The 26,010-nt window shown below is 70.1% G+C and carries 26 protein-coding genes; 20 read left to right on the forward strand and 6 right to left on the reverse strand.

The window, feature by feature from the left end:
* Window positions 1-52: 52 nt before the first annotated feature.
* Together ACIQCY_RS07130 and ACIQCY_RS07135 are read right to left on the reverse strand one after the other, a co-directional pair.
* Window positions 53-997, reverse strand: coding sequence for a sulfite exporter TauE/SafE family protein (locus tag ACIQCY_RS07130; protein ID WP_400483201.1), 945 nt, complete (start codon window positions 995-997; stop codon window positions 53-55).
* Window positions 994-1,710 carry a rhodanese-like domain-containing protein gene (locus ACIQCY_RS07135; protein WP_400483202.1) on the reverse strand — a complete coding sequence of 239 codons (717 nt, stop codon included), beginning with the start codon at window positions 1,708-1,710 and terminating at the stop codon, window positions 994-996. Before ACIQCY_RS07135 ends, ACIQCY_RS07130 begins: the two co-directional genes overlap by 4 nt.
* A gap of 122 nt (window positions 1,711-1,832) precedes the next feature.
* On the opposite strand from ACIQCY_RS07135, the gene ACIQCY_RS07140 reads away from it, so the two are divergent.
* On the forward strand, window positions 1,833-2,090 hold the full coding sequence (locus ACIQCY_RS07140) for a metal-sensitive transcriptional regulator (protein WP_400483305.1): 258 nt from the start codon (window positions 1,833-1,835) through the stop codon (window positions 2,088-2,090).
* Between the two features lie 205 nt (window positions 2,091-2,295).
* Window positions 2,296-2,508 carry a hypothetical protein gene (locus tag ACIQCY_RS07145; RefSeq protein WP_400483203.1) on the forward strand — a complete coding sequence of 71 codons (213 nt, stop codon included), beginning with the start codon at window positions 2,296-2,298 and terminating at the stop codon, window positions 2,506-2,508.
* A gap of 87 nt (window positions 2,509-2,595) precedes the next feature.
* Here the strand turns inward: ACIQCY_RS07145 and ACIQCY_RS07150 are convergent, their stop codons facing one another.
* Window positions 2,596-3,072 (reverse strand): Lrp/AsnC family transcriptional regulator, encoded by a 477-nt coding sequence (locus tag ACIQCY_RS07150; RefSeq protein WP_400483204.1) that lies wholly within the window; start codon window positions 3,070-3,072, stop codon window positions 2,596-2,598.
* A 187-nt stretch (window positions 3,073-3,259) separates the two neighbouring features.
* On the opposite strand from ACIQCY_RS07150, the gene pdhA reads away from it, so the two are divergent.
* From pdhA to ACIQCY_RS07165, 3 genes are read left to right on the forward strand one after another with little or no spacing between them, the layout of a single operon-like run.
* Window positions 3,260-4,447: a pyruvate dehydrogenase (acetyl-transferring) E1 component subunit alpha gene (gene pdhA / locus ACIQCY_RS07155; protein WP_400483205.1), complete on the forward strand. Its 1,188-nt coding sequence runs from the start codon at window positions 3,260-3,262 to the stop codon at window positions 4,445-4,447.
* Window positions 4,447-5,469, forward strand: a complete 1,023-nt coding sequence (locus ACIQCY_RS07160) for an alpha-ketoacid dehydrogenase subunit beta (RefSeq protein WP_400483206.1) — start codon at window positions 4,447-4,449, stop codon at window positions 5,467-5,469. The genes pdhA and ACIQCY_RS07160 overlap by 1 nt, the downstream gene beginning before the upstream one ends.
* Window positions 5,470-5,480: 11 nt before the next feature.
* Window positions 5,481-6,950: a dihydrolipoamide acetyltransferase family protein gene (locus ACIQCY_RS07165; protein WP_400483306.1), complete on the forward strand. Its 1,470-nt coding sequence runs from the start codon at window positions 5,481-5,483 to the stop codon at window positions 6,948-6,950.
* 39 nt (window positions 6,951-6,989) lie between these two features.
* On the opposite strand, the gene ACIQCY_RS07170 is transcribed toward ACIQCY_RS07165, so the two are convergent.
* Window positions 6,990-7,457: a GNAT family N-acetyltransferase gene (locus ACIQCY_RS07170; RefSeq protein WP_400483207.1), complete on the reverse strand. Its 468-nt coding sequence runs from the start codon at window positions 7,455-7,457 to the stop codon at window positions 6,990-6,992.
* A 109-nt stretch (window positions 7,458-7,566) separates the two neighbouring features.
* On the reverse strand, window positions 7,567-8,178 hold the full coding sequence (locus ACIQCY_RS07175; RefSeq protein WP_400483208.1) for a TetR/AcrR family transcriptional regulator: 612 nt from the start codon (window positions 8,176-8,178) through the stop codon (window positions 7,567-7,569).
* Between the two features lie 121 nt (window positions 8,179-8,299).
* Between ACIQCY_RS07175 and ACIQCY_RS07180 the strand changes: the two genes are divergently transcribed.
* Genes ACIQCY_RS07180 through ACIQCY_RS07210 form a run of 7 tightly spaced genes read left to right on the forward strand, consistent with a single transcriptional unit; the run spans window position 8,300 to window position 15,963 of the window.
* Window positions 8,300-9,916: a carboxyl transferase domain-containing protein gene (locus tag ACIQCY_RS07180; RefSeq protein ID WP_400483209.1), complete on the forward strand. Its 1,617-nt coding sequence runs from the start codon at window positions 8,300-8,302 to the stop codon at window positions 9,914-9,916.
* Between the two features lie 4 nt (window positions 9,917-9,920).
* Window positions 9,921-11,981: a biotin carboxylase N-terminal domain-containing protein gene (locus tag ACIQCY_RS07185; RefSeq protein WP_400483210.1), complete on the forward strand. Its 2,061-nt coding sequence runs from the start codon at window positions 9,921-9,923 to the stop codon at window positions 11,979-11,981.
* Window positions 11,978-13,150: an acyl-CoA dehydrogenase family protein gene (locus ACIQCY_RS07190; protein ID WP_400483211.1), complete on the forward strand. Its 1,173-nt coding sequence runs from the start codon at window positions 11,978-11,980 to the stop codon at window positions 13,148-13,150. Before ACIQCY_RS07185 ends, ACIQCY_RS07190 begins: the two co-directional genes overlap by 4 nt.
* A 56-nt stretch (window positions 13,151-13,206) precedes the next feature.
* Window positions 13,207-13,983 (forward strand): CoA transferase subunit A, encoded by a 777-nt coding sequence (locus tag ACIQCY_RS07195; RefSeq protein WP_400483212.1) that lies wholly within the window; start codon window positions 13,207-13,209, stop codon window positions 13,981-13,983.
* Between the two features lie 2 nt (window positions 13,984-13,985).
* On the forward strand, window positions 13,986-14,636 hold the full coding sequence (locus tag ACIQCY_RS07200; RefSeq protein ID WP_400483213.1) for a CoA transferase subunit B: 651 nt from the start codon (window positions 13,986-13,988) through the stop codon (window positions 14,634-14,636).
* Complete coding sequence (locus tag ACIQCY_RS07205; RefSeq protein WP_400483214.1) at window positions 14,633-15,142, forward strand: MaoC family dehydratase; 510 nt, start codon at window positions 14,633-14,635, stop codon at window positions 15,140-15,142. Before ACIQCY_RS07200 ends, ACIQCY_RS07205 begins: the two co-directional genes overlap by 4 nt.
* Window positions 15,139-15,963, forward strand: coding sequence for an HpcH/HpaI aldolase/citrate lyase family protein (locus ACIQCY_RS07210; protein ID WP_400483215.1), 825 nt, complete (start codon window positions 15,139-15,141; stop codon window positions 15,961-15,963). The genes ACIQCY_RS07205 and ACIQCY_RS07210 overlap by 4 nt, the downstream gene beginning before the upstream one ends.
* A 60-nt stretch (window positions 15,964-16,023) precedes the next feature.
* Here the strand turns inward: ACIQCY_RS07210 and ACIQCY_RS07215 are convergent, their stop codons facing one another.
* A complete protein-coding gene (locus ACIQCY_RS07215) occupies window positions 16,024-17,601 on the reverse strand; it encodes a DUF222 domain-containing protein (RefSeq protein ID WP_400483216.1) in 1,578 nt (525 codons plus the stop codon).
* 226 nt (window positions 17,602-17,827) lie between these two features.
* Here ACIQCY_RS07215 and dxr point away from each other — a divergent pair, with 226 nt between their 5' ends.
* From dxr to ACIQCY_RS07255, 8 genes are all read left to right on the forward strand, one after another.
* On the forward strand, window positions 17,828-19,105 hold the full coding sequence (gene dxr, locus ACIQCY_RS07220) for a 1-deoxy-D-xylulose-5-phosphate reductoisomerase (RefSeq protein WP_400483217.1): 1,278 nt from the start codon (window positions 17,828-17,830) through the stop codon (window positions 19,103-19,105).
* Window positions 19,102-20,445 carry a M50 family metallopeptidase gene (locus ACIQCY_RS07225; protein WP_400483218.1) on the forward strand — a complete coding sequence of 448 codons (1,344 nt, stop codon included), beginning with the start codon at window positions 19,102-19,104 and terminating at the stop codon, window positions 20,443-20,445. Before dxr ends, ACIQCY_RS07225 begins: the two co-directional genes overlap by 4 nt.
* Window positions 20,446-20,484: 39 nt before the next feature.
* Complete coding sequence (locus ACIQCY_RS07230; RefSeq protein ID WP_400483219.1) at window positions 20,485-21,090, forward strand: MarR family transcriptional regulator; 606 nt, start codon at window positions 20,485-20,487, stop codon at window positions 21,088-21,090.
* A gap of 105 nt (window positions 21,091-21,195) precedes the next feature.
* Entirely contained in the window at window positions 21,196-21,645 is a 450-nt protein-coding gene (locus ACIQCY_RS07235; RefSeq protein ID WP_400483220.1) for a hypothetical protein, read from the forward strand.
* 10 nt (window positions 21,646-21,655) lie between these two features.
* A complete protein-coding gene (locus tag ACIQCY_RS07240) occupies window positions 21,656-21,946 on the forward strand; it encodes a YciI family protein (protein WP_400483221.1) in 291 nt (96 codons plus the stop codon).
* A 98-nt stretch (window positions 21,947-22,044) separates the two neighbouring features.
* Window positions 22,045-23,211: a flavodoxin-dependent (E)-4-hydroxy-3-methylbut-2-enyl-diphosphate synthase gene (ispG, locus tag ACIQCY_RS07245; protein WP_400483222.1), complete on the forward strand. Its 1,167-nt coding sequence runs from the start codon at window positions 22,045-22,047 to the stop codon at window positions 23,209-23,211.
* Complete coding sequence (locus tag ACIQCY_RS07250; RefSeq protein WP_400483223.1) at window positions 23,165-24,067, forward strand: GNAT family N-acetyltransferase; 903 nt, start codon at window positions 23,165-23,167, stop codon at window positions 24,065-24,067. The genes ispG and ACIQCY_RS07250 overlap by 47 nt, the downstream gene beginning before the upstream one ends.
* Before the next feature lie 142 nt (window positions 24,068-24,209).
* Window positions 24,210-26,009: a proline--tRNA ligase gene (locus tag ACIQCY_RS07255; RefSeq protein ID WP_400483307.1), complete on the forward strand. Its 1,800-nt coding sequence runs from the start codon at window positions 24,210-24,212 to the stop codon at window positions 26,007-26,009.
* Window position 26,010 lies beyond the last annotated feature (1 nt).

A 26,010-nucleotide genomic window follows, 5' to 3' on the forward strand; every position in this document is an offset into this window, starting at 1 on the left:
AGGTCCTCTGGGTGGGATGGGGTCGAACGGTGTAGGTGAGGTGTGGGATGGATCAGGCGGGTGTGGGTGTGTTGCGGCGCCGACCCCGCCGAGCCTGCTTGTAGCGGTGACGGGTGTTCAGGGGGCAGGCCGGGATGATGAATCGGCAGGCGACAAGTGCTGCGAGGGCCAGACCGGCGACAGCTGCGGCCAGGGCGAGGCGGATGTCCGTGGGTGCCTGTTGGATGAGGACGAACGCGCCCATGACAAGGACGAACCAGCCGAAGCCCTTGCGCAGGGCAGCTTCGGGAATCCGGCCGGCGAGCTGGGCGCCGATCAGGGACCCGACAATCGCTGCGGCGGTCACGGCGAGGGTCAACGGCCAGTTGATCTCCACTGTGGTGAGGTACCCGGCGAGTCCCGCGAAGGACTTCATGGAGATCACGACCAGCGAGGTGCCCACGGCCACCGACATCGGCAATCCACCGAGCAGAGCCAGGGCGGGAACGACGAGGAAACCGCCACCGGCCCCGACGAGCCCGGTGACCAGGCCGACGACCACACCATCAAGGATCACCCGCTTCAGGGGCAGCTCACGCTTGACCCCTTCAGCTGGTGCGGAATCCGCGCCGGCACCCGTGGTGCCGGAGGTCTTCCTGCGTCCGCGGATCATCGCGACCGACGTGGCGACCATCATCAGGGCGAACGCGATGAGCAGGACCTGACCGGGGATGAACCCGCCGAGCAGTCCGCCGATGAACGCGCCGGCCATGCCGGCCGCACCGAAGATCAGGCCGGTCCGCCACATCACCCGCCCATTGCGGGCGTGGCTGATCACACTGATCGCCGAGGTGACACCGACAACGAACAGGGACGCCGCGATCGCTTGCTTCGCCTCGAAGCCGGCCACGTACACCAGGATCGGAACAGTCAGGATCGACCCCCCGCCGCCCAGGACGCCCAGGGACAGCCCAATCAGGACCGACAGGGCCAGAACGAGGATCAGGGTCGCACTCACGCCACACCAGCTTTGGCAGCTGCCCCGCCGGCCTGAACGTTCTCGGCAGAGGGTGTGGGGAGGGAGAGGATCGCGGATTCGCGGGTGGGTTCCTGGGCTGCCTTGTTCCACGGCAGGACGGTCAGGGCCTTACCCATGGCGCAGGTGTTCGTCGCCGCCGAGAACGTGAGCCCGGTACCGATCACGCCGGCAATGGTGCGGACCTTGGGGGAGACGAATCGTCCGCCGGCGAGCCCGGCGATGACGAGGGAGCCGGCGACCATGCGGACCTGGCGCTCGAGGTCCCAGCGGGCCTTGCCGCGCACGACGTCGCCGCCGGCTGCGGCGTACCCGGGAACACCACCGGTCAGGACGTGGGCTGAGCTGATGCCGGATGCGGCCAGACGCTGACGGGCCTGCTCCGCACGCACACCGGACTGGCACGCCAACACAACCCGGCTTCCCAGACGCGACGCGAGTTCGTCGGTGTGCTCGGACAGAAGCGGCAGCGGCACATTGTAGGAGCCCGGGATATGCACGGATTCGAACTCCGCCGCGGACCGCACATCAATCACCACAAAGTCCTGTTGCTCATCGACCCAGGAACGCAGTTCCTCGGGCGCCAACGCCGCGATGCCAGGAGAAGCGACAGGAGCGACAGGCGCGACAGGGGCGGCACTGGCCCAAGCGGCGGAAGGGGACGAAGCGGAATCGGTGGGGGTGGGGGTGCTCATGGGAACCTCTCGGAAGTTGTGTAACTGAATACCCCCAGGAGTATTCCGCATACCCCCCGGGGTAGCAAAATACCCGCGGGGGTATATGCTCAGGTGAGTAGAACCGACCTTTGGAGAACACGATGCAGCTGAACCCGACCGAACTGACGCCCGTCATCAATCGCATGAAGCGAGCCCAGGGCCAACTGGCCGCGGTAGTCCGCATGTTGGAGGAAGGCAAGGACTGCAAGGACGTCGTCACCCAGCTCTCGGCGGTCTCCAAAGCATTGGACCGTGCCGGGTTCGCCATCATCGCCAGCGGACTGGAGCAGTGCATCGTGCAGCAGGACGCCAGCCTGGACAAGAAGGAACTCGAAAAGCTGTTCCTGACTCTGGCCTGAGGCGAACACTGCACAAGATGCTCTACGGAACGAAGGCCAGCTAGCGCTGGTGCCCCTGTGGTGCATAGACCGGCGAAGCTCGGAACCGAAGCTGCGGCCGCTCGCCGCCGAACCATCCCTCGGCGCGCTCCTGCCCTGCAATGTCCTAGTCGACCGCGGAGTCGACGCGCAAGCGACGCCCATCGAAGCGATAGACCCATAGACCATGGTCCAGCTCAGTGACAGCCCCGCGGTCCGCGATGTCGCCAACGACGCCGAAGCCCGCATGGACAAAGCCCTCCTGCGCCTGGCTGACGCAGAGCACACGCGGTGTGGAGAACTGACCTTTGGCTTCGAGGCAGCGAATCAGCCGTACCCAGACGCCGAGGCCCGTCCCTCGGGGCGTGCACTGTCACACCTCGCCCTTCAATTGGGGTGATCATCCAACCCGTACGCGGTGGAGGATCGCGGTGTGACGTTGTGCGGCGAAGCGGAAACTGACCGGAGCGGCCTCCTGACCGGGAGGTCAGGAGGCCGTCCGTGGTCCGCGCGCGAGCAGCGGCTCCACCCGGAACGGGATGAGCTCGCCCATGGCGAGGGAGGTGTCGCAGCGCTCGACGCCGTCGCAGCTGAGGATCTTGCCGTTGATGCGGAAGAGGTCCTCGGCGTCGACGGCGACCACCCGCACCAGGATGTCCGCCTGGCCGGTCAGGCCGAAGGCCTCGATGACCTCGGGCACGGCGGCGATGCTGTGCGTGATCGCCGCCAGCTTCTGCTGCTGCACGTGCACGTGGATGAAGGCGGTCAGCGGGTAGCCGAGCGAGACGGTGTTGATGCGCCGCTCGAAGGAGAGGAAGACCGCCTTCTTCTCGAGCTGCGCCATCCTCGCCTGCACCGTGTTCCGGGACAGCCCCAGCTTCTGCGCGAGCGCGACGACGGTGCGCCGGGGATCCTTCGCCATGGCCAGCAACAGGCGCGTGTCGGTGAGGTCGAGGGGTTGCATAGTGCGCAACGCTAACACGGCCCCTCGCGCCCGAATAGTGCAATCTGCTCAGTCGAGGACAGAACAGTTGTGCCACCTGTCCCCTGTGAGTAGGGTCACACTCACTCCGGGTAAAGGCGCCCGGGGCTCCTCCTGGCGGCCCGATCGGCCGGTGGAGGGAAGTCTGCGAGTGCGAAGGTTGCGTGCAATGACCCAGAACGGCGACCAGCCAGGACCGGGACCGACAGGACGCGGCGACGACGGAGCGGAGAGCGGGACGGTCTACCCCGGCCCCGCCCGTGCCGGCGGGGACCGCCTCGTCCAGCTCATCGACCACCATGGGGTCCGCCAGCCGCACGGACATTACGACCGGCTCGTCGCGGATGTCGACGGCGCCGCCCTGCGGAAGCTGTACGAGGACATGGTGGTGGTGCGGCGCATCGACGCCGAGGCCACCGCACTGCAGCGCCAGGGCGAGCTCGCCCTCTGGCCCCCGCTCCTCGGACAGGAAGCGGCCCAGATCGGTTCCGGCCGTGCCCTCCGGGCCGACGACTTCGTCTTCTCCAGCTACCGCGAGAACGGCGTGGCCTACTGCCGGGGCGTGGACCTGGCGGACCTCCTGCGGGTCTGGCGCGGCAACGCGTCCTCGGGCTGGGACCCCTACTCCATCAACATGGCGACGCCGCAGGTCATCATCGGCGCCCAGACCCTGCACGCCACCGGCTATGCGATGGGCATCATCAACGACGGAGCCGATTCCGTCGCCGTCACCTACTTCGGGGACGGCGCCACCAGCCAGGGGGACGTCAACGAGGCCATGGTCTTCGCGGCGAGCTTCCAGGCGCCGGTGGTCTTCTTCTGCCAGAACAACCACTGGGCCATCTCCGAGCCTGTGGGGCTCCAGGCGCACGTCCCGATCGCGCGGCGGGCACCCGGCTTCGGCATTCCCTCCGTGCGGGTCGACGGCAACGACGTCCTCGCGTGCCTGGCCGTGACGCGCGAGGCCCTCGCACGCGCCCGCTCCGGCGGCGGCCCCACCTTCATCGAGGCCGTGACCTACCGCATGGGCCCGCACACCACGGCAGACGATCCGACCCGCTACCGGGACGCGAACGAGCTCGAAGACTGGGCGGCCCGAGACCCGCTCGCCCGCCTCGCCACCCTGCTCGACTCGCTCGGGTTGCTGGACGCGGACTACACCGACTCGGTGGAGGCCCGGGCCGACGCCGTCGCCGCCGAGTTGCGCGAGGGTTGCCTCTCAATGCCCGAGCCCGCGCCGTCGGACATCTTCAGGCACGTGTACAGCTCGCCCAACTCCGAGCTCGACCGCCAGCAGGACCACTACGAGCGCTACCTCGCCTCCTTCGCCCAGGCTCCCCAGGAAGGATCCCGCTGATGTCCACCATGACCTTCGGCCGTGCGATCAACGCCGGATTGCGCCGCGCCATGGACGAGGATCCCAAGGTGATCCTGATCGGCGAGGACATCGGGAAGCTCGGCGGCGTCTTCCGCATCACGGACGGCCTGCAGAAGGACTTCGGGCCGCACCGCGTCCTCGACAGCCCGCTCGCCGAGGCCGGCATCATGGGGACGGCCGTCGGCATGGCGTACCGCGGGTACCGTCCGGTCGTGGAGATCCAGTTCGACGGCTTCATCTACCCGGCCTTCGACCAGATCGTCTGCCAGGTGGCCAAGCTGCACTACCGCACGCAGGGCGCCGTGAAGATGCCCATCACCGTCCGCGTGCCCTTCGGCGGCGGCATCGGTTCCCCGGAGCACCACTCCGAATCGCCCGAGGCCTACTTCACCCATACCTCCGGCCTGCGCGTGGTGAGCGTCTCCAACCCGCAGGACGCCTACACGATGATCCAGCAGGCCATCGCCAGTGACGACCCGGTGCTCTACTTCGAGCCCAAGCGGCGCTACCACGTCAAGGGCGAGGTGGACGAAGCGCTCGATCCGTCGTCGTCGGACATGGGAGCCGCGCGGATCGTCACCGAGGGCGCCGACGTCACCCTCGTGACCTACGGCCCACTCGTGCCGACAGCCCGCGACGCCGCCATCGCAGCGTCCGACGACGGCATCTCGATCGAGGTGATCGACCTCCGGTCCCTCGCCCCGATCGACTTCGCCACGGTCGAGGCGTCCGTCCGGAAGACCGGCCGGCTCGTCGTGACGCATGAGGCCGCCCGGTCGGGCGGGCTCGGCGCGGAGATCGCCGCCGGCGTCACCGAGCGGTGCTTCGACTACCTCGAGCACGCACCCGTCCGCGTCACCGGCTTCGACATCCCGTACCCCTACTCCAAGCTCGAGTTCCACCACCTCCCGGACCTCGACAGGATCCTCGACGGCGTGGACCGGGCGATGCGCCGGCCGAACTCCCTGAGCGGACTCGACGTCCACGGAGCGGCACAGTGACCGCGCCGGGGGTGACCGCGACGCGCATCCGGGAGTTCAGGCTCCCCGACCTGGGTGAAGGCCTGACCGAGTCCGAGATCGTCCGGTGGCACGTCGCCGAGGGCGACACCGTCGAGCTGAACCAGGTGATCGCCGACGTCGAGACCGCCAAGGCCGTCGTGGAACTGCCGTCACCGTACGCCGGCGTCATCCTGCGGCTGCACGAGGCCGCGGGCGCCGTCGTCGACGTCGGGGCGCCGATCGTCTCCTTCGAGGTGGCGGGGGAGCCCGACGCCGATCTCGCCGTGCCGCAGCCGGCCGTGGACAGCGGGCACGCTCCCGCGAAGCGCGAGCCGAACCTCGTCGGATACGGGGCCGCGGTGGAGAAGGGCGGGCGCCCGCAGCGCCGACACCGGGTGCTGGCCCCACCTGCCGGTCCGCCCGCGCCGTCCCGGAGGGTGCCGCCCGTCGCGGCCCCGGGCGTGCCCGTGCCCGTCCCTGAAACCCTGTCGGCTCCGCCGGCTCCGTCGGCGCAGCGCGTCTCCGGGGTGCGAACGGGCGAGAGGCCGCGGTCCACGCCCCCGGTGCGCAAGCTCGCGCGTGACCTCGGCATCAGCCTCGACGACCTGACGGGTACCGGACCCGGTTCCCTCATCACACGCGCGGACGTGCTCGCAGCCCTCGCCGGGACCGCTGGATCCCCCGCAGCCGGGTTCGACACCCCGGTGCTCGATGCCGTGTCCGAGCCGTCGGTCCCGTCGCCGTCACCGGTCCCGTCACCGGCCCCGGCGCGGATGACGCCGGCTGAGACGCGGATCCCGATCAGGGGGATGCGGAAGCATACGGCGGCGGCCATGGTGGCGAGTGCCTTCACGGCGCCGCACGTGACGGAGTTCCTCACCCTCGACGTCACGCCGACCATGGACCTGCTGGCGGAGCTGAAGGCGAGCCGTGCGTTCGAAGGCACCAGGGTGACGCCGCTGACCATCGTGTCCAAGGCGGTGTGCATCGCCGTCGCCCGCAACCCGACCCTCAACTCCTCGTGGGACGAGGCAGCGCAGGAGATCGTGCAGTACTCGGACGTGAACCTCGGGATCGCCGCGGCCACGCCGCGCGGCCTGCTCGTGCCGAACATCAAGGGTGCGCAGTCCCTGCCCCTGATGGACCTGGCGCGCGCGCTCGCGGCGCTGGCGGAGACCGCCCGTGCAGGGAGGACCCCACCTGCCGATCTCACGGGCGGGACGATCTCCATCACCAACATCGGCGTGTTCGGCATCGACGCCGGCACCCCCATCCTCAATCCGGGGGAGGCCGCGATCCTGGCTGTGGGAGCAGTGCGCAGCACGCCGTGGGAGTACCAGGGCGCCGTCGCCCTGCGGTCGGTCCTGACGCTCAGCCTGTCCTTCGACCACCGGCTCGTGGACGGCGAGCAGGGTTCGCGCTTCCTGGCGGACGTCGGGACCATCCTCAGGAATCCGGCGATGGTCCTGACGATGGTCTAGCGCAGGGGGCCGCTGCCCTTCCGCCGCCCGGCGGGAGGGCTACGGCAGTTCGAGGATGAGCTCGCGCACCACGGCCCCGCGGGCCGGCGCGAAGCCCTGCGTCTCGCCGACCTGATGGAAGCCCCACCGCTCGAGGATGCGGATGGAGCTCACGTTGTCGGCGACGGCGCGCGCCCGGATGGGCCGCTGCGTCACCTCGTTGAGGAACTGCCCGACGGCCGCCGTCGTGATGCCCTGTCCCCAGCGGGAGCGGTCGATCCAGTAGCTGATCTCGGGGGTCTCGTCATCGTGGTAGGCGAGGATGCTGCCCACGACGTCCCCGTCGGAGAGGATGGTGCGCACCGTGATCTTGCTGTTGTTGAGGATGTCCTGCCAGTGGTGGTCGAAGACGCCGCGGTCCGAGGGGTTCTTCGCACCGAAGGCAGCCATGTGGTTGGCGCTGGGGTCCAGCTGGTGCGAGAAGAATTCGTCGAGGTCGTTTGCTTCAACGGGACGTAGCGTGATCACAGCGGTACTTTCAGTCGGTGGAGGGGCCGGGCGGGCAGCGCGGCCGGTGATTCTCGTGGCTTCAGCGTACTAGGCGCCCCGAAGTGTCCCGGGGGCGCGCGGCAGGGCCTCACACGGTCAGGGCGGCCCATGCCATGTCCTGCAGCAGTTCCCGCAGAGCGCCGACCTCGCGTCCCGGGCGGGTGCCCTGTGCCGTGTGCGGGGTGGAGTTGATCAGGCCGAACACCGCATGGACCCGGCGCCGCAGCAGGGAACGGTCGGCCTCCGGCAGGAATCCGGCCAGCTCGTCCACCCACACCTGCACGTAGCTGCGCTGGAGGGACCGCACGTTGCGTTCGTCGTCGTGCGCCAGGGAACCCAGGTCGCGGTCCTGCACGCGGATCACGTCGGCGTTGCCGAGGGCGAACTCCACCTGGAAGCGGATGAGCCCCTTCAGGGCCGCTTCCGGGGAGGACGCCTCCTCCGCGACCGCCCTGCCGCCCTCGAGCAGGTCCTCGCTCACTCCCGTGAGCAGCGCGGAGAGGACCGAGGGCTTGCCGGTGAAGTGCCGGTACACGGCCGGACCGCTCACGCCCGCGGCCGCCCCGAGATCCTCGATGGACACCCCGTTGTAGCCGCGCTCCGCGAACAGGTGGGCGGCGGCATCGAGGAGTGCGGCGCGGCGGGTGGCCTTCGCGATGCTTCGACCGGTCACGCGGTCTTCGGTGGGCCGGGGCTCCATGCAGGTCCTTGTCGTCCGCCGGGAATGTCGTCCCCTCATTCTGATGGACATTCAGGTTAATGACCACTAACCTGAATCCAGTTAGCGCCTGCTAACTGAAGGATGCTCGAGGAAGTAGTCGATGGAGACTCTGACATCGAAGGTCGATCCGCTCTCGCCTGCGTTCAGGGCGAACGCGGCGGCGCAGTCCGGGCTCGTCGACGAGCTGCGCCGCCGGCTCGCGACCGCGGCGCTGGGCGGCCCGGAACACTCCCGCCAGCGGCATGTCGCCCGCGGGAAGCTGCTTCCGCGGGAGCGCATCGACCAGCTCCTCGACGACGGCAGCCCCTTCCTCGAGATCGCGCCCCTGGCGGCGAACGGCATGTACGACGACGAGTGCCCGGGCGCCGGCGTGATCGCCGGCATCGGACTGGTCCACGGCCGCCACGTCCTCGTGATCTCCAACGACGCCACCGTCAAGGGCGGTACGTACTACCCCCTGACGGTGAAGAAGCACCTCCGTGCCCAGGAGATCGCCCTCGAGAACCACCTGCCGTGCGTGTACCTCGTGGACTCCGGCGGAGCCTTCCTCCCGCGGCAGGACGACGTCTTCCCCGACCGCAACCACTTCGGCCGCATCTTCTACAACCAGGCGACGATGTCGGCGCGGAAGATCCCGCAGATCGCCGCCGTCCTGGGCAGCTGCACCGCCGGCGGGGCGTACGTGCCCGCCATGAGCGACGAGACGGTGATCGTCCGCAACCAGGGCACCATCTTCCTGGGGGGCCCTCCACTCGTGAAGGCCGCGATCGGCGAGGTCGTCACCGCGGAGGAGCTCGGTGGCGGCGACGTCCACTCCCGCATCTCCGGTGTCACCGACCACCTCGCCGAGAACGACCAGCATGCGCTCGAGATCGTGCGCGACATCATCTCCACCCTGCCGCCCGCAGCGACCGGGCCGCGCGCGGCGGCCGTCCCGGAGGAGGTGCGGGAGCCGGTCGTGGCCCAGGACGAGCTCTACGGCGCGGTGCCCACGGACGTGAACGCGTCCTACGACGCCCGCGAGGTCATCGCCCGGATCGTGGACGGCTCGCTCTTCCACGAGTTCAAGCGTGAGTACGGAACCACCCTCGTGACGGGCTTCGCGGCCATCTCCGGCCACCGGGTCGGGATCGTGGCCAACAACGGGGTGCTCTTCAGCGAGTCCGCGCTGAAGGGCGCGCACTTCATCGAGCTCTGCGACCAGCGCGGCATCCCGCTGGTGTTCCTCCAGAACCTGTCCGGCTTCATGGTCGGCAGGGACTACGAGGCCGGTGGCATCGCGAAGAACGGGGCCAAGATGGTCACCGCCGTCGCCACCTGCCGCGTGCCCAAGCTGACCGTCGTCGTCGGCGGGTCCTTCGGTGCCGGCAACTACTCCATGTGCGGCCGTGCGTTCTCCCCGCGCTTCCTGTGGATGTGGCCCGCGAGCCGCATCTCGGTGATGGGAGGCAGCCAGGCGTCGGCGGTCCTGGCCACGGTCCGGCGCGACCAGCTCGAGGCGCGCGGCGAGCAATGGTCGCTCGAGGACGAGGAGGCGTTCCGCGCGCCGATCCGCGACCAGTACGAGGCCCAGGGCAACCCCTACTACTCGACGGCCCGCCTGTGGGACGACGGCGTGATCGACCCGGCGGACACCCGGACCGTCCTCGGCCTCGCGCTCGACGTCTGCGCCCGCGCCCCGCTGCCCGACACCTCCTTCGGCCTCTTCCGGATGTGACCAGATGATCCCTCGCACTTCCCCTCCGACGGCCCCCTGGCCCTTCGACACCGTCCTCGTTGCGAACCGTGGGGAGATCGCCTGCCGCGTCCTCCGGTCCGTCCGGGCGCTCGGACTCCGGTCGGTGGCCGTGTACAGCGACGCCGACGCCGGTGCGCGCCACGTCCTCGAGGCCGACGTCGCCGTGCGGATCGGGGAAGCCGCGCCGACCGCGAGCTACCTCTCGATCCCCGCCGTCGTCGAGGCCTGCCGCCGCACCGGGGCAGGGGCGGTCCACCCCGGCTACGGGTTCCTCAGCGAGAACGCGGCCTTCGCCGACGCGCTCCGCGAAGCCGGGATCGTCTTCATCGGTCCGTCCGTCCACGCGCTCGATGTCATGGGGGACAAGATCCGGTCGAAGAACCACGTGGCCGGTTTCGGCGTCCCGGTGGTGCCCGGCATCGCAGAACCCGGGCTGTCCGACGACGACCTCGTCCGCGCTGCCGTCGAGGTCGGCTTCCCGCTGCTCATCAAGCCCTCGGCCGGGGGAGGGGGCAAGGGCATGCACGCCGTCCATCGCGCGGAGGACCTGCCGGCGGTGCTCGCCACGGCCCGCCGCGTCGCCGCCCGGGCCTTCGGCGACGACACCCTGTTCCTCGAACGCCTCGTTCCACGCCCCCGGCACATCGAGGTGCAGGTGCTCGCCGACGCGCACGGCGCGGTCCTCCACCTGGGCGAGCGCGAGTGCTCGCTCCAGCGCCGGCACCAGAAGGTGATCGAGGAGGCGCCGTCGGCACTGCTCGACGCGGCGACCCGCCGGCGGATCGGCGAGGCGGCCTGCGCTGCGGCCCGCAGCGTGGACTACACGGGAGCCGGGACGGTGGAGTTCCTCGTGTCCGATGCCGCCCCCGACGAGTTCTTCTTCATGGAGATGAACACCCGCCTGCAGGTGGAGCATCCCGTCACCGAACTGGTGACCGGGGTGGACCTGGTCGAGTGGCAGATCCGCGTGGCCGCCGGCGAGCACCTGCCCCTGGCCCAGGAGGACGTCGTCCTCACCGGCCACGCGGTGGAGGCGCGCGTGTACGCCGAGAACCCGGAAGCGGGGTTCCTGCCGTCGAGCGGAACCATCCGGTCACTCGTCGAGCCGGCAGGGGAGGGCATCCGCGTGGACAGCTCGCTCCTGCCCGGCGGGACCGTCTCGTCCTCGTACGATCCCCTGCTCGCCAAGGTCATCGCCTGGGGCGCCGATCGCGGGCAGGCGCTCGACCGCCTGGACGCCGCCCTCGCCGGCACCGTGGTGCTGGGCGTCGACACGAACATCGAGTACCTCCGCCTGCTGGTCGCCGACGACGACGTGCGGGCGGCGCGCCTGGACACCACCCTGATCGAGCGCAGGCTGCCCGGCCTCGCCTTCCGCCACGTCACCGCGCAGGACCTGGCGCTCGCCGCCGTCCTGCTCGTCGAGGCCGAACCGGTGACGCCCGGAGGCTCCCCGTGGCACCGCGGGGACGGGTTCCGCCTCGGGACGCCGCGTCCGCGGTCCGTGGCGCTCGAGCACGACGGCGGGACGGCGACGGTCACGCTCCTGCGGACGGGAGGCGGCTGGGACGCCACGGTCGACGGCGTCACCGTGCTGGTGGGTACCACCGGCGATGGGGCGACGATCGACGGCGTCCGCACCCGGCGGCAGCATGCCCTCGACGGGGACACGGTCTGGCTGGGCGACGCCGGCTGGTCCGCCCGCCTGCGCCGCCCCGGCCGCCGCGAACTGCTCGACGCCGTGCTGTCCCGCATCCCGCGGGCGGAAGGGGCAGCGGATCCCCTCGTCCGCAGCCCCATGCCCGGCACGGTCGTGTCCGTGGCGGTCGAGGACGGCGCCACGGTGCAGGCCGGCGACGTCCTCGTCGCGGTGGAGGCCATGAAGATGGAGCACCAGCTCACCGCCGCGCTGTCCGGCGTCGTCCGCCTGTCCCTGAAGCCGGGGGACCTTGTCCGGGCACAGCAGATCGTCGCAACCATCGAGGCCGCCACCGACGGCGGTCCCACCCCCATACCCGGTTCCACGGAAGGGAACGCAGCATGAACTTCGAACTGAGCGAGGAGTACCAGAGCCTCGTCGACACCGTCCGCGAGTTCGCCGACGAGGTCGTGGCGCCCGTCTCCGCCAAGCACGACGCCGAGCACAGCTTCCCCTACGAGGTCGTCAAGCAGATGGGCGACATGGGCCTGTTCGGGCTCCCGTTCCCCGAGGAGTACGGCGGCATGGGCGGTGACTACTTCGCCCTGTGCCTCGCCCTCGAGCAACTGGCCCGCGTGGACCAGTCCGTGGCCATCACCCTCGAAGCAGGGGTCTCCCTCGGCGCCATGCCGGTCTACCGCTTCGGCACGGAGGAGCAGAAGCAGCAGTGGCTGCCGTCCCTCGCAGCAGGGACGGCCCTGGGCGGATTCGGCCTCACCGAGTCCGAGGCCGGTTCCGACGCGTCCGGCACGAAGACGACGGCGAAGCTCGAGGCCGGGCCGAACGGCGCCGAGTGGGTCATCGACGGCACCAAGGAGTTCATCACGAACTCGGGCACCGACATCACCTCGCTGGTCACCGTCACGGCCGTCACGGGCACCTCCGAGCGGCCCGACGGCTCGGTGAAGAAGGAGATCTCCGCCCTCCTCGTGCCCTCGGACACCCCGGGCTTCACCGCCGAGAAGGCCTACAACAAGGTGGGCTGGAACGCCTCCGACACGCACCCGCTGACCCTCCGGAACGTCCGCGTCCCCGAGGCCAACCTCCTCGGGGCGCGCGGGCGGGGCTACGCCAACTTCCTGCAGATCCTGGACGAGGGGCGGATCGCCATCGCGGCGCTCGCCACCGGCGCCGCCCAGGGGTGCGTGGAGCAGTCCATCCGCTACGCCGGGGAGCGGATGGCGTTCGGCAGCGCCATCGGCGCCTACCAGTCCATCCAGTTCAAGATCGCGCGCATGCAGGTGCGTGCCCATACGGCGCGCCTGGCGTATTACGACGCCGCGTCGAGGATGCTCGCGGGGAAACCCTTCAAGACGCAGGCATCGATCGCGAAGCTGGTGGCTGGCGAGGCCGCCATGGACAACGCCCGCGATGCGACGCAGATCTTCGGGGGCTACGGTTTCATCAACGAGTTCGTGGTGTCCAGGCACTATCGCGACTCCAAGATCCTCGAGATCGGCGAAGGGACCACGGAGGTCCAGCTCATGCTGATCGCGCGGGAGCTGGGACTCTAGCCCGGCGGACAGGACCGGCACGGGTAGCAGGCGGACAGGGCGGCGAAGGAGGAGCAGTGATCGACAAAGTGGTTGGCAGTGCGGCGGAGGCCGTGGCGGACATTCCGGACGGCGCGTCCCTCGCCGTCGGGGGATTCGGTCTGTGCGGCATCCCGGTGACCCTGATCGACGCCCTGCACCGGCAGGGGACGTCGGAGCTCGAGACGGTGAGCAACAACTGCGGCGTGGACGGCTGGGGGCTCGGCATCCTGCTGGCCGACCACCGCATCCGCCGGACGGTCAGCTCCTACGTGGGGGAGAACAGGGAATTTGCCCGCCAGTACCTCTCCGGAGAACTCGAGGTCGAACTCACGCCGCAGGGCACGCTCGCCGAGAAGCTCCGTGCGGGCGGCGCGGGTATCCCCGCGTTCTACACGACGGCGGGCGTCGGTACGCAGGTCAGCGAGGGCGGCCTGCCCCAGCGGTACGACGCCGACGGCAACGTCACGCGGGCGTCGAAGGCCAAGGAGGTGCGGAGCTTCGACGGCGTCGACTACGTGCTCGAGGAGTCCCTGCGTCCCGACTACGCGCTGGTGCACGCCTGGAAGGGGGACCGCCACGGCAACCTCGTCTTCCACGCGACCGCGATGAACTTCAATCCGCTGTGCGCGCAGGCCGGTCGGATCACCATCGCCGAGGTCGAGGAACTCGTGGAGCCGGGCGAGCTCGACCCCGGCGAGATCCACACGCCCGGCATCTTCGTGCAGCGCGTCGTCGTCGCCCCGGACGTCGAGAAGCGCGTCGAGAAGCGCACGGTCTCACTCGCCGGCCCCACCTCATCCGAAGGAGCCTGACCATGGCGCTCACCCGCAACGAGCTGGCCGCGAGGGTGGCCCGGGAGCTGGAGAACGGACAGTACGTGAACCTCGGCATCGGCATGCCCACCCTCATCCCGAACTACATCCCCGACGGCGTCGAGGTGGTGCTGCACTCGGAGAACGGCATCCTCGGGGTCGGCCCGTACCCGGCGGAGGACGCCCTCGACCCGGACCTGATCAACGCCGGCAAGGAGACCGTCACGGCCAATCCGGGAGCCGCCTTCTTCGACTCGGCGTCCTCCTTCGGCATGATCCGCGGCGGTCACGTGGACGTCGCGGTGCTCGGTGCCATGGAGGTCGCGCAGAACGGCGACCTCGCCAACTGGATGGTCCCCGGCAAGATGGTCAAGGGGATGGGTGGGGCCATGGACCTCGTCTTCGGGGCGAAGCGCGTGATCGTCATGATGGAGCACGTGGACCGCTCCGGCCGCCCCAAGATCGTCGAGGCGTGCACCCTCCCGCTGACCGGCAAGGGCTGCGTGGACAGGATCATCACCGACCTCGCCGTGATCGACGTCGGACCGGACGGCCTCGTGCTGCGCGAGACCGCGCCCGGCGTCACCGTGGACGACGTCGTCGCGGCCACGGGTGCGCCGCTGCGGATCGACCTCGGCGGGACCGCAGCATGAGCGGCCCCGCAGCTCCCGGTCGGCGCGTCATCGAGCAGCGCGGGCTGTACGTCGACGAGCTCGAGGTGGGGTCCGTCTACGCGCACCGTCCCGGCCGGACGCTCACAGAAGCCGACAACGTCCTGTTCACCACCCTCACCATGAACACCCAGGCGCTGCACCTCGACGCGGCCTGGTCGGCGGGCCAGCCGTTCGGGCAGCGGCTCGTGAACTCGATGCTGACCCTGGCGACGATCGTCGGGCAGTCGGTCGCGCAGCTCACGCAGGGCACCATCGTGGCCCAGCTCGGACTCACCGACGTCGCCTTCCCGAAGCCGCTCTTCCACGGGGACACCCTGTACACCCAGACCGAGATCACCGGCGTCCGGCCGTCGTCGTCCCGGCCCGGGCAGGGCATCGTGACGATGGCCCACACGGGGCGCAACCAGCACGGTGACGTCGTGGCGACGGCGAGCCGCTCGGTCCTCATGTGGTCGTCGGCGGCATCGCGGGAGCAGCAGGGATGACCGGCCTCGTCCTCGGCCCTGCACTGCTCTTCTGCCCGGCGGACCGGCCCGAGCGCTACGGAAAGGCGGCCGATCGCGCCGACGCCGTCATCCTCGACCTCGAGGACGCCGTCGCCCCCGGAGCCAAGGAGGCGGCCCGGGCGGCGCTGGTCGCCTCGGCACTCGCCCCCGAGCGGACCGTGGTGCGGCTCAACCCCGTGCGCACCCCCGACTTCGCCCTCGACTGCGAGGCCGTCCGCCGCAGAGGCTACCGCAGCGTCATGCTCGCCAAGACCGAATCGCCCGACGACGTCGCCGCCGTGCGCGCGGCACTCGGGGACGTCGGCGTCATCGCGCTGTGCGAGACCGCCCGGGGCGTCGTAAACGCGGTGGGCATCGCCGCAGCGGACGGTGTCACCGCGCTCATGTGGGGCGCGGAGGACCTCGTGGCCTCCCTCGGAGGAACCTCGAGCCGCGGCGCGGATGGTGCCTACCGTGCGGTGGCGCTCCAGGCGCGCTCGCAGGTCCTCCTCGCCGCGGGAGCCGCGGGGGTCGGCAGCATCGACGCCGTGTACGTGGACATCGCCGACCTTCGGGGGCTGGCCGCCGAGGCCGAGGACGCCGTCGCCTCCGGATTCTCCGCGAAGGCCTGTATCCACCCGGACCAGGTCTCAGCGATCCGCGCCGCGTTCGCGCCCGGCGAGGACGAAGTGGGGCGCGCCCGCGCACTGCTCGCCGCCGCCGAGGGGGAGCGGGGCGTCTTCGCCTATGAGGGGCGGATGGTGGACGAACCGATTCTCCGCCACGCCCGCAGCGTCCTGGCGAGGGCGTCGGGCGGCTAGGAGCCGGCATCGCTGGATGGAGCCACGGAATTGTCGTGACCGGCCGCGAGGACTCCCCGCTCAGCGGTCCAGCCCGGGGTCCGGGATCCTCCCAGTACGCTTCGCCGTCTCGAGCTCGCGCAGGATCCGGGGAGTCGATGATGGTCCCTGGTCGCCAGGCGGTGCTTCGGGCGGCGTCCTATAGGTCCGACCACCCGGTGACAACCAGGCCAGTCCGCCCTCGGGATCGGGACTCGGTGTCCAGTTGCTCTGGTGCTTCAGCATGTGGTGCCGCCTGCAGGCGGGGTAAAGGTTGCCCGCACTGGTCGAGCCGTCGTCAGCCCAGGACATCAGGTGATCGAGATCGCAGCGGCTGGCGGGACGGGAACAGCCGTAGAAGCTGCAGGTCCTCTCGCGGAGCTGAACCCAGGTCCGCAGGTCCTCGCTCGGGCGGTACCGCGTCCGGTCCAGGCCGAGCACCGCACCCGTGTACGGGTGGGTGAGTAGGCGCATCCACGAGGTGGCGCCCGCTGCGAGCCGGCGGGCGGCCTCGGCCGGGATCGGTCCGTAGCCCTCGAGCTCGGCCGGTTCGTCGGTGAGTCCCATCAGCGCGAACACCGGGACGGTGACTACGATCTTCGCTCCCGGAAAACGCGCACCTTGGTCGGTCCGGCTACCTCTGGCGCGGCCATCTTCGGTGTGGTTGCCCTCGGAGCCGCCATTTCCGGAGTCACCGCAGTCGCGGCTCCCGCCCGTGGCAGCATCCGCGCCCATGGGCCCACCGCCGCCGAGCAGCATGTCGGCGAGGACATCGGCCCGCAGTTGTGGCAGCGTGCGCGGATCATCGCCGCTCCGCAGGCTCCGGGCAGCCGCGTCCACCGACGTGTGGACGGCCAATGCATGCTCCGCCGGAAGGTAGGCGCTCAACCAGGCCATCCCGTCACGGTCCGGTTCGAAGACGACGCACCGATCGGCCGCCGCCCTCACGCGGCGGGCGGTCAGCGTCTCGGGATGGAGCTTCTCCCGTAGTCGCCGGCACCGCGCGATGAGCCTCGGCCGGTTCAGGTCTCCTGCCACCGCCAGGATCTCGCCCTCGAACGCGGCCACGGCCTCGTCCGGAAGCGTGCGGGACTGCTCGACGACGACCGATGCCCGCCCGGAGCAGATCCCACCCTGCTCCAGCGCCGCCAGTGTGGCCGTCAACGGGCCGGTCAGGGCCAGCGACTCCGAGACGAGCCGGGCCGCCGACCCTTCGGACAGCTTCAGCAACGCTGCTGTCTCGGCGACCGTCTCGGTGAAGGCCAGGGACGATGCCGGACCCGACCAGGAGTGGTGGTCCGGATTGCTGAAGGTATGGACCCGGGCGATGAGCCGTGCCCGCTGCGCCGCGGCCCAGGACGCCAACCGGTCTGCGGCCCGCAGTAGATCGAGCGCGACTGCCAGGCTGGGCGATTCCACGAGCCCGGATCCGGCGTCCTGCAGCTGGCCGAGCAGGCCGTACGGCGAAGCATTCTCGACGCGCGCACGGGCATGTGCGTCGATACCGAAGTCATCGAGACCCGCGGCATCCAGGACCGACTCGAACGAATCCGCAGGCCAACCCTGCAGCGCCTCGCTGTAGGCGTCCTCGAGATCGAGCGTCAACGCTCCTGGAGTCATACTCCATCCAATCACCCGGCACTGACAGAACAGGCGTGGATCGAGGGCCGGGAAGGCGCTGATTCCTGGACTCATCCGCCCGATGATCACCGACCCGATCAGCCGCCGGCTACGGCGGAACGACGGTGTGCCGGAACCCGGGCGACTGCGGCCACGGAGCACCAGGACTGCCCGCCGCAAGCACATAGGAGGAAGAACCACCGGGACTCTGCGGGATACTGGAGCCATGGATTTCAGCAACCCCACCCGGCACCTCCGGCGCGTCTCCATCCTCGGGTCCACGGGCTCCATCGGGACCCAGGCGCTCGAGGTGATCGCCGCCGCTCCGGACCGCTTCGGCGTCGCCGGCCTCAGTGCGGGCGGGCGCAACCTGGAACTCCTCGCGCGGCAGGCCGTCGCGGTCCGGGCACCCGCCGTCGGCGTGGCCTCCGCCTCCGAGACCGACCTCGAGCGTGCCATCGGCGCGGCGGCCGACGCCGCCGGGATCACCGGATACGCGCCGGAACTCTTCGCGGGCGGGAGCGCCGCGGCGAAGGTCGCAGCCTGGCCCGACGCAGACGTCGTACTCAACGGCATCACGGGCTCGATCGGCCTCGAACCGACCCTCGCCGCGCTCGCGGCCGGACACCTGCTCGCGCTCGCCAACAAGGAATCGCTGATCGCCGGGGGAGCGCTCGTCCGCGCGGCTGCAGCGCCGGGGCAACTCGTCCCCGTCGATTCCGAGCACTCCGCCATCGCGCAGGCGCTGCGCGGCGGCACGGCGGATGAGGTGGACCGGCTCGTGCTCACGGCATCGGGCGGCCCGTTCCGGGGGATGACACGCTCCCAGCTGCAGCACGTCACCCCGGCGCAGGCCCTCGCCCACCCCACCTGGGACATGGGTCGGGTCATCAGCACGAACTCCGCCTCCATGGTCAACAAGGCCCTCGAGGTGATCGAGGCTCACCTCCTCTTCGACGTCCCGCTCGAGCGGATCGACGTCGTCGTCCACCCGCAGTCCGTGATCCACTCGATGGTGCAGTTCGTCGATGGCTCCACGCTGGCCCAGGCATCGCCGCCGGACATGCGCCTGCCGATCGCCCTCGGCATCGGCTGGCCGTTCAGGGTGCCCGGTTCGGCGAAGGCCTGCGACTGGACCCGGCCGGCGGAATGGACCTTCGAAGCCCTGGACGAGCAGGCCTTCCCTGCGATCGCCCTCGCCAAGCAGGCCGCGGCCGAGGGTGGCACGCGCATGGCTGTATTCAACGCGGCGAATGAGGAAGCCGTCGACGCCTTTCACAGGGGGGCCATAGGTTTTCCTGACATCGTGGACACGGTGTCCGACGTCGTCGACGAGCAGCGTGCGCGCGAGAGCGCAGGCGCTGCACGCGGCGAGCTCAGCCTGGAGGCCGTCCTCGAGGCGGAGCGCTGGGCACGCCGGAGGGCCCGGGTCCGTTGTGGCCTCGGAGAGTTCCCGCTGCAGGACCCGGCAGCCGATCGTGAAGGCCAGAAGGAAAACCCGTGACCGTACTGTTGTTCATCGCCGGAGTGCTCTTCGTCGTCCTCGGGATCGCCGCGTCGATCGCGCTGCACGAGGTGGGCCACCTGGTGCCCGCGAAACTCTTCAAGGTCCGTGTCACGCAGTACATGGTCGGCTTCGGTCCCACGGTCTGGTCGAGGCGCCGCGGAGAGACCGAGTACGGGCTCAAGGCGATCCCCGCCGGCGGCTACGTCTCGATGGTGGGCATGTTCCCGCCGGCGACGACGGAGGCCGGCGCCGTGCGGCAGTCCAGCACCGGGGTCTTCCAGCAGCTGACCGACGACGCCCGCCAGGCCGCGGCGGAGCAGTTGCTGCCGGGGGACGAGAACCGCGTCTTCTACAAGCTGCCCATCTGGAAGCGGATCATCATCATGCTGGGCGGTCCGCTGATGAACCTCCTGATCGGGACGGTACTGTTCGCCGTCCTCATCATGGGCTTCGGCACCGCCCAGGCCACCACCACCATCGCGTCGGTGTCCGAGTGCGTGGTGCCGGCGAGCCAGCAGGCGGCGACCGGCCAGACGGAATGCACGGCCGACGATCCCGCAGCCCCGGCCTTCGAGGCGGGCCTGCTGCCCGGTGACCGCGTGGTCGCGTTCGACGGGCGGGAGGTCACCGGCTGGGACGAGCTGTCCGGGTGGATCAGGGATGCCGCCGGCCGCGAGGTCGCCATCTCCTACGTCCGGGACGGCGAGACCCTCGAGTCCACAATCACGCCCCTGCTGACGGAGCGGCCCGTCGCCACCGCGGACGGCGCGCCGGAGGTGGACGACGACGGCAGTGCGGTGACGCAGGAGGTCGGCTTCATCGGTGTCGGCTCGACGCAGGAGCTCGTGCCCCAACCCGCGAGCGAGGTACTCCCGGCCGTCGGCGATTCCCTCGCCCGCGTCGCCGGAGTGGTGCTGAACCTCCCGCAGCGCGTCGTCGAGGTCGGCCAGGCCGCGTTCTCCGATGCCCCGCGTGACCCCGAGGGGCCCATCAGCGTGGTCGGTGTCGGCCGGATCGCGGGCGAGATCTCCGCCATGGAGGAGGTACCGGTCGCGTCCCGCGCGGCGACGCTCATCGGACTGGTCGCCGGCGTGAACCTGGCACTCTTCGTGTTCAACCTGATCCCGCTCCTGCCGCTCGACGGCGGCCATGTCGCGGGAGCGCTCTGGGAGGGACTCCGGCGCGGTATCGCGCGGCTGTTCAAGCGCCCCGATCCCGGGCCGTTCGACATGGCCAAGCTCCTGCCCCTCACCTATGCGGTGGCGATCCTGCTCATGGGCATGGGGGTCCTGCTGATCTACGCGGACATCGTGAAGCCGGTCGATCTCTTCGGGTAGTCGGTTGTAAATCAGATTTCAACCTCATATGGTTGAAGTATGTTCGTCCTCACGATCGACCAGGCGGGAAGCCGTTCGTCGCGGGACCGGGTTCCCGAGCTGCTCGACCTCCTGGTGCCCATCAGGACGGTGCTGCCGTGGGAGCGCTCCGTCGGCGACGAGGCGCAGGGCGTCGTGGCCGGTGCGGGCGACGTCGTCGACGCCGTCCTGCTCTGCCTCCGTGCCGGCGGCTGGTACGTCGGGATCGGGATCGGTGACGTGGAGCGGCCCTACCCGTCCTCGCCACGGGAAGGCCGCGGTTCTGCCTTCGTCGCTGCCCGCAAGGCCGTCGATCGTGCCAAGAAGACGGGGGACCGCGCGCCCCTGGCGGTCGAGGGACCCGACGGCCGGGCCGATCTCGCGGCGGAGGCGGAGGGCGTGCTCGCGCTGCTCGGACGGCACGTCCTGGCGCGTTCCGACGCCGAATGGCGCATCCTCGACCTCCTGAAGTTCGGCGAGCGCGGCACGCAGACCTCCGCGGCGCGGACCCTCGGCATCAGCCCCCAGGCCGTGAGCAAGGCGGCGGCCCGGGCAGCCTGGCACGAGGAGCACGCCGTCCGCCCCGCGGCCGCGCGGCTCCTGGCGTGGGCCGACGCGGCGACGTAGCCGGCGACGTCGTGTGACCCGGAGAGCAGCTTCCCGTGGGGGTGCCGTGCTGTAGACATGAGGTGCGACGTCAGCCGGGACGTCGGACAGCCGGGAAGGAATCCTGTGGACGTACTCTGGATCGCCGTGGCCCTGCTCGTCGCGGGCGGCGTCGGTTCGCCCGTGACCATGCTCGTGCTGCGCCTCGCCCGCTCCGTGGACACCGCGGAACGGCGCCGCGAGGAACTCCCCGAACCGGCGGACCAGCCGCAGCTCGACCTCCCGGCACCGCCGGCCGAACCGCCCAGGGCGCCGGTCGACGCCCTGCCGCCCGGAGTCCTGCGCGGCGGACTGGTCATCGGGGTCCTCGAGCGCCTCGCCGTCACGGTCGCCATCCTCGGCGGCCAGCCCGTCGCCATCGCCTACGTCGTGGCGGTCAAGGCCCTCGGCCGCTACGCCGAGCTCAAGGAGAGTCCCGCAGCGTCGGAACGCTTCATCATCGGGACCCTGTCCTCCCTGCTCTGGGCCGCCGGCGTCGCCGCGATCATCAAGGTCTACCTCCTGGAAGTCCCGTAGGGTGAAACCCATGAGCATCTTCGCCGTCGAATACGTCTACAACCCCGACCATGAGGACCTCCGCGCCCAGCACCGGCCGGTGCACCGGCAGTGGCTGGAAGGACTGGTCGCGGACGGCCGCGTCCTGGCCTCCGGTCCGTTCGCCGACGGTACCGGAGCCCTCCTGGTGTTCTCCTCCGAGACCGAGGCAGACCTGAACCAGCTGGTGAGCCAGGATCCGTTCGCGCAGGCCGGCGCCATCTCCGCCGTGAAGACCACCGCGTGGACGCCGGTGATCGGAGCCTTCAGGCACCTCGTGTGATGTGAGTCCCGAGAGGACGGCGGAGCGCCGGGCCGGGTGGATAATGAAGACAAGAATCTCAAAGACGTGCGGTCAAGGCCGCCAGCATGGAGGATGTTTTGACCTCGGTCAGCCTAGGAATGCCAGCAGCACCGCCGCCCGTCCTCGCACCACGGCGCAAGACCCGCCAGATCAAGGTCGGCTCCGTGGGAGTCGGATCGGACTCCCCGATCAGCATCCAGTCGATGACCACCACGCCCACCACCGACATCAACGCGACGCTCCAGCAGATCGCCGAACTGACGGCCACCGGCTGTGACATCGTCCGCGTGGCCTGCCCGTCGGCCGATGACGCCGCAGCGCTGCCGATCATCGCGAAGAAATCCCAGATCCCGGTGATCGCGGACATCCACTTCCAGCCGAAGTACGTCTTCGCGGCCATCGACGCCGGGTGCGCCGCGGTCCGCGTCAACCCGGGCAACATCCGCAAGTTCGACGACCAGGTCAAGCAGATCGCGGAGGCGGCGAAGGCCGCCGGCACCTCGATCCGGATCGGCGTCAATGCCGGCTCGCTCGACCCGCGGCTCATGGAGAAGTACGGGAAGGCGACACCGGAGGCGCTCGTGGAGTCGGCGGTCTGGGAGGCGTCCCTGTTCGAGGAGCACGACTTCCACGACTTCAAGATCTCCGTGAAGCACAACGACCCCGTCATCATGGTCCGGGCCTACGAGCTCCTGGCCGAGCGCGGCGACTGGCCCCTCCACCTCGGCGTCACCGAGGCGGGACCGGCCTTCCAGGGCACCATCAAGTCCGCCACCGCCTTCGGGGCGCTCCTGTCCAAGGGCATCGGCGACACCATCCGTGTCTCGCTCTCCGCTCCGCCGGTCGAGGAGATCAAGGTGGGCAACCAGATCCTGCAGTCCCTCAACCTGCGGCCGCGCAAGCTCGAGATCGTCTCCTGCCCGTCCTGTGGCAGGGCGCAGGTCGACGTCTACACGCTCGCCGAGGAGGTCACCGCCGGCCTCGAGGGCATGGAGGTGCCCCTCCGCGTGGCCGTGATGGGTTGCGTGGTGAACGGACCGGGCGAAGCCCGTGAAGCCGACCTGGGCGTTGCATCCGGCAACGGCAAGGGGCAGATCTTCGTGAGGGGAGAGGTCATCAAGACTGTTCCCGAGGACCAGATCGTTGAGACACTCATCGAGGAAGCGATGCGGCTCGCAGAGGAAATGGGTGAGGCTGATGGCGAAACTGCTGGCCAGGGTGGCCCCATGGTTACCGTTAGCTAGGCCCGAGGCAGATCCCGAAGGGCCCTGGTCCTTCCGCGTCCTCGGCGAGGAGGACACGCGCGACCTGTGGGCCATCGTCGACTCGGACCCCGTGGCCAATGTCTTCGTCGCCTCCCACCTGGAACTCATGGGGAGCGCGGCGCCGTCCTTCGCCGGCGGCGAGCTCGTGGGCATGTTCCGCCACAACGAGCTGCGTGCCGCCTGCTGGGCAGGGGTCAACCTCGTGCCGGTGGGCGTGACCGATGAGACCGGTGCGATCTTCGGCGACCACCTCGGCAGGTCCGGACGCACCTTCTCGTCGATCTTCGGCCTCTCGGAGGGCGTCATGGACCTGTGGTCCACCCTCGAGGACTACAGCGGCGAGCCGTTCGACGTGCGCCCCACCCAGCCGCTCATGGCCATCGACACGGACCCGCTCATCGCCCCCGCCCCTGATCTCCGGTTCACGCGGCCCGACGAACTGGACCGCCTGCTGCCCGCCTGTGCCGCGATGTTCGAGGAGGAAGTGGGCTACTCGCCGTTCATCGGCGGCTCCGAGCACTACCGGCGTCGCGTCGCCTCTCTCATCGGCAGGAAGCACTCGCTCGCCGCGTTCGGCGACGACGGCGAGGTCATCTTCAAGGCCGAGCTCGGCACCGTCTCCTCCCAGGCCGTCCAGGTGCAGGGGGTCTGGATGAATCCGGAGCACCGCGGCAGGGGACTCAGCGCCGCCTACATGGCCGGCGTCGTCGTCGCCGCCCGCTCGCTCGCCCCCACGGTCAGCCTCTACGTGAACTCCTACAACTCCCGGGCCATCGCCGCGTACAAGCGCGTCGGGTTCGAGCAGGTGGACACCTTCGCGACCATCCTCTTCTGAGGACAGCACCCTCGAGGCGCGCAGCGCCCGTCGACGGCCCGACGACGGCCCCGGCGCGGGCGGACCCGCTAGATTGGTACCTGTTGTTTCCCGCCGGACGGCGGGAAGGTGAATGGCAGTACCGATACGAACGGACACCCGCGTGGTCTTACGACTCTCGACCCTTTTCCTGCGCACCCTGCGTGAAGATCCAGCCGACGCGGAAGTCGCCAGCCACCGGCTCCTGGTGCGCGCGGGCTACATCCGGCGTGCAGCGCCCGGCATCTACAGCTGGCTGCCGCTGGGACTGAAGGTCCTCGCACGGGTCGAAGCGGTCATCCGCGAGGAGATGGAGGCCATCGGCGCCCAGGAAGTGCACTTCCCGGCACTCCTGCCCAAGGAGCCCTACGAGGCGACGAACCGCTGGACCGAGTACGGCGACGGCATCTTCCGGCTCCAGGACCGCAAGGGCGCGGACTACCTCCTCGCGCCGACGCACGAGGAGATGTTCACGCTGCTGGTGAAGGACCTGTACACCTCGTACAAGGACCTCCCGGTGAGCCTGTTCCAGATCCAGACCAAGTACCGCGACGAGGCCCGTCCCCGCGCCGGGCTTCTCCGCGGCCGCGAGTTCATCATGAAGGACTCCTACTCGTTCGACATCGACGACGAGGGGCTGGAGGCGAGCTACCAGCTGCACCGCGGCGCCTACCTGCGCATCTTCGAGCGGCTGGGGCTGGAGGTGGTGCCGGTGACGGCGACCGCCGGCGCCATGGGCGGTTCGAAGAGCGAGGAATTCCTGCACCCGACGCCCATCGGCGAGGACACCTTCGTCCGGTCCGCCGGGGGCTACACCGCGAACGTGGAAGCTGTCACGACGGTCGTCCCCGACGCGATCGACTTCACGGACGCACCGGCCGCGGAGGTCCGCGACACCCCGGACACCCCCACCATCGACACGCTCGTGGACCACGCGAACGCCTCGGCCCCCCGCGAGGACCGCGCCTGGAACGCCGCGGACACCCTCAAGAACGTGGTGCTCGCCGCGGTGCTGCCCACGGGCGAGCGCGAGATCGTCGTCGTCGCCGTGCCCGGGGATCGCACCGTGGACCTCAAGCGCATCGAGGCGAACATCGCGGGCCACCTCGAGACGGGCGGCGAAGTCGCCGTGGAGGCCGCGAACGAGGAGGACCTGAAGAAGCACCCGGGCCTCGTGAAGGGCTACATCGGCCCGGGCCTCACGCTCGAGGGTGCCGTCCTCGGCGCCGAGGCGTCCACGGGACTCCGGTACCTCGTGGACCCGCGCGTGGTTCCCGGGACCTCCTGGATCACGGGCGCCAACGAGCACGGGAAGCACGTCTTCGGGCTCGTCGCGGCGCGCGACTTCACCTGGGACGGCGTCATCGAAGCCGTCGAGGTGCGCGAGGGGGACGAGGCACCCGACGGCTCGGGACCGCTCATCGCCGCACGCGGCATCGAGATGGGCCACATCTTCCAGCTCGGCCGCAAGTACGCCGACGCACTCGGGCTGAAGGTCCTGGACCGGAACGGCAAGCTCGCCACGGTGACCATGGGGTCCTACGGCGTCGGGGTCACGCGTGCCATCGCGGCCCTCGCCGAGTCCAACCACGACGACCGCGGCATCATCTGGCCCCGTAACGTCGCTCCCGCCGACGTCCACATCGTCGCGACGGGCAAGGGCACCGAGGTGTTCGAGGCCGCGGAGAAGCTCGCCGCGGACCTCGAGTCGGCCGGCCTCACCGTGATCTACGACGATCGGCCCAAGGTGTCTCCCGGCGTGAAGTTCGGCGACGCCGAACTCATCGGCGTGCCCACCATCGTCGTCGTCGGCCGCGGCCTCGCGGACGGCGTCCTCGAGATCAAGGACCGCCGGACGGGCGAGGCGCAGAACGTCGCGGTCGGCGAGGCCGCCGCGCTGCTGCGCGAGCTCACCGCACACTAGG

Origin of the sequence: Arthrobacter sp. NPDC092385 (assembly GCF_044755105.1) — a bacterium.
GTDB lineage: Bacteria > Actinomycetota > Actinomycetes > Actinomycetales > Micrococcaceae > Arthrobacter_D.

Bases quoted from the DNA above. Each gene is read 5' to 3' on its own strand.
- ACIQCY_RS07135 (WP_400483202.1), bottom strand. From the start codon at position 1,710: ATGAGCACCCCCACCCCCACCGATTCCGCTTCGTCCCCTTCCGCCGCT.
- ACIQCY_RS07140 (WP_400483305.1), top strand. From the start codon at position 1,833: ATGCAGCTGAACCCGACCGAACTGACGCCCGTCATCAATCGCATGAAG.
- ACIQCY_RS07145 (WP_400483203.1), top strand. From the start codon at position 2,296: ATGGTCCAGCTCAGTGACAGCCCCGCGGTCCGCGATGTCGCCAACGAC.
- ACIQCY_RS07150 (WP_400483204.1), bottom strand. From the start codon at position 3,072: ATGCAACCCCTCGACCTCACCGACACGCGCCTGTTGCTGGCCATGGCG.
- pdhA (WP_400483205.1), top strand. From the start codon at position 3,260: ATGACCCAGAACGGCGACCAGCCAGGACCGGGACCGACAGGACGCGGC.
- ACIQCY_RS07160 (WP_400483206.1), top strand. From the start codon at position 4,447: ATGTCCACCATGACCTTCGGCCGTGCGATCAACGCCGGATTGCGCCGC.
- ACIQCY_RS07175 (WP_400483208.1), bottom strand. From the start codon at position 8,178: ATGGAGCCCCGGCCCACCGAAGACCGCGTGACCGGTCGAAGCATCGCG.
- ACIQCY_RS07180 (WP_400483209.1), top strand. From the start codon at position 8,300: ATGGAGACTCTGACATCGAAGGTCGATCCGCTCTCGCCTGCGTTCAGG.
- ACIQCY_RS07185 (WP_400483210.1), top strand. From the start codon at position 9,921: ATGATCCCTCGCACTTCCCCTCCGACGGCCCCCTGGCCCTTCGACACC.
- ACIQCY_RS07190 (WP_400483211.1), top strand. From the start codon at position 11,978: ATGAACTTCGAACTGAGCGAGGAGTACCAGAGCCTCGTCGACACCGTC.
- ACIQCY_RS07200 (WP_400483213.1), top strand. From the start codon at position 13,986: ATGGCGCTCACCCGCAACGAGCTGGCCGCGAGGGTGGCCCGGGAGCTG.
- ACIQCY_RS07205 (WP_400483214.1), top strand. From the start codon at position 14,633: ATGAGCGGCCCCGCAGCTCCCGGTCGGCGCGTCATCGAGCAGCGCGGG.
- ACIQCY_RS07210 (WP_400483215.1), top strand. From the start codon at position 15,139: ATGACCGGCCTCGTCCTCGGCCCTGCACTGCTCTTCTGCCCGGCGGAC.
- ACIQCY_RS07215 (WP_400483216.1), bottom strand. From the start codon at position 17,601: ATGACTCCAGGAGCGTTGACGCTCGATCTCGAGGACGCCTACAGCGAG.
- dxr (WP_400483217.1), top strand. From the start codon at position 17,828: ATGGATTTCAGCAACCCCACCCGGCACCTCCGGCGCGTCTCCATCCTC.
- ACIQCY_RS07230 (WP_400483219.1), top strand. From the start codon at position 20,485: ATGTTCGTCCTCACGATCGACCAGGCGGGAAGCCGTTCGTCGCGGGAC.
- ACIQCY_RS07240 (WP_400483221.1), top strand. From the start codon at position 21,656: ATGAGCATCTTCGCCGTCGAATACGTCTACAACCCCGACCATGAGGAC.
- ACIQCY_RS07250 (WP_400483223.1), top strand. From the start codon at position 23,165: ATGGCGAAACTGCTGGCCAGGGTGGCCCCATGGTTACCGTTAGCTAGG.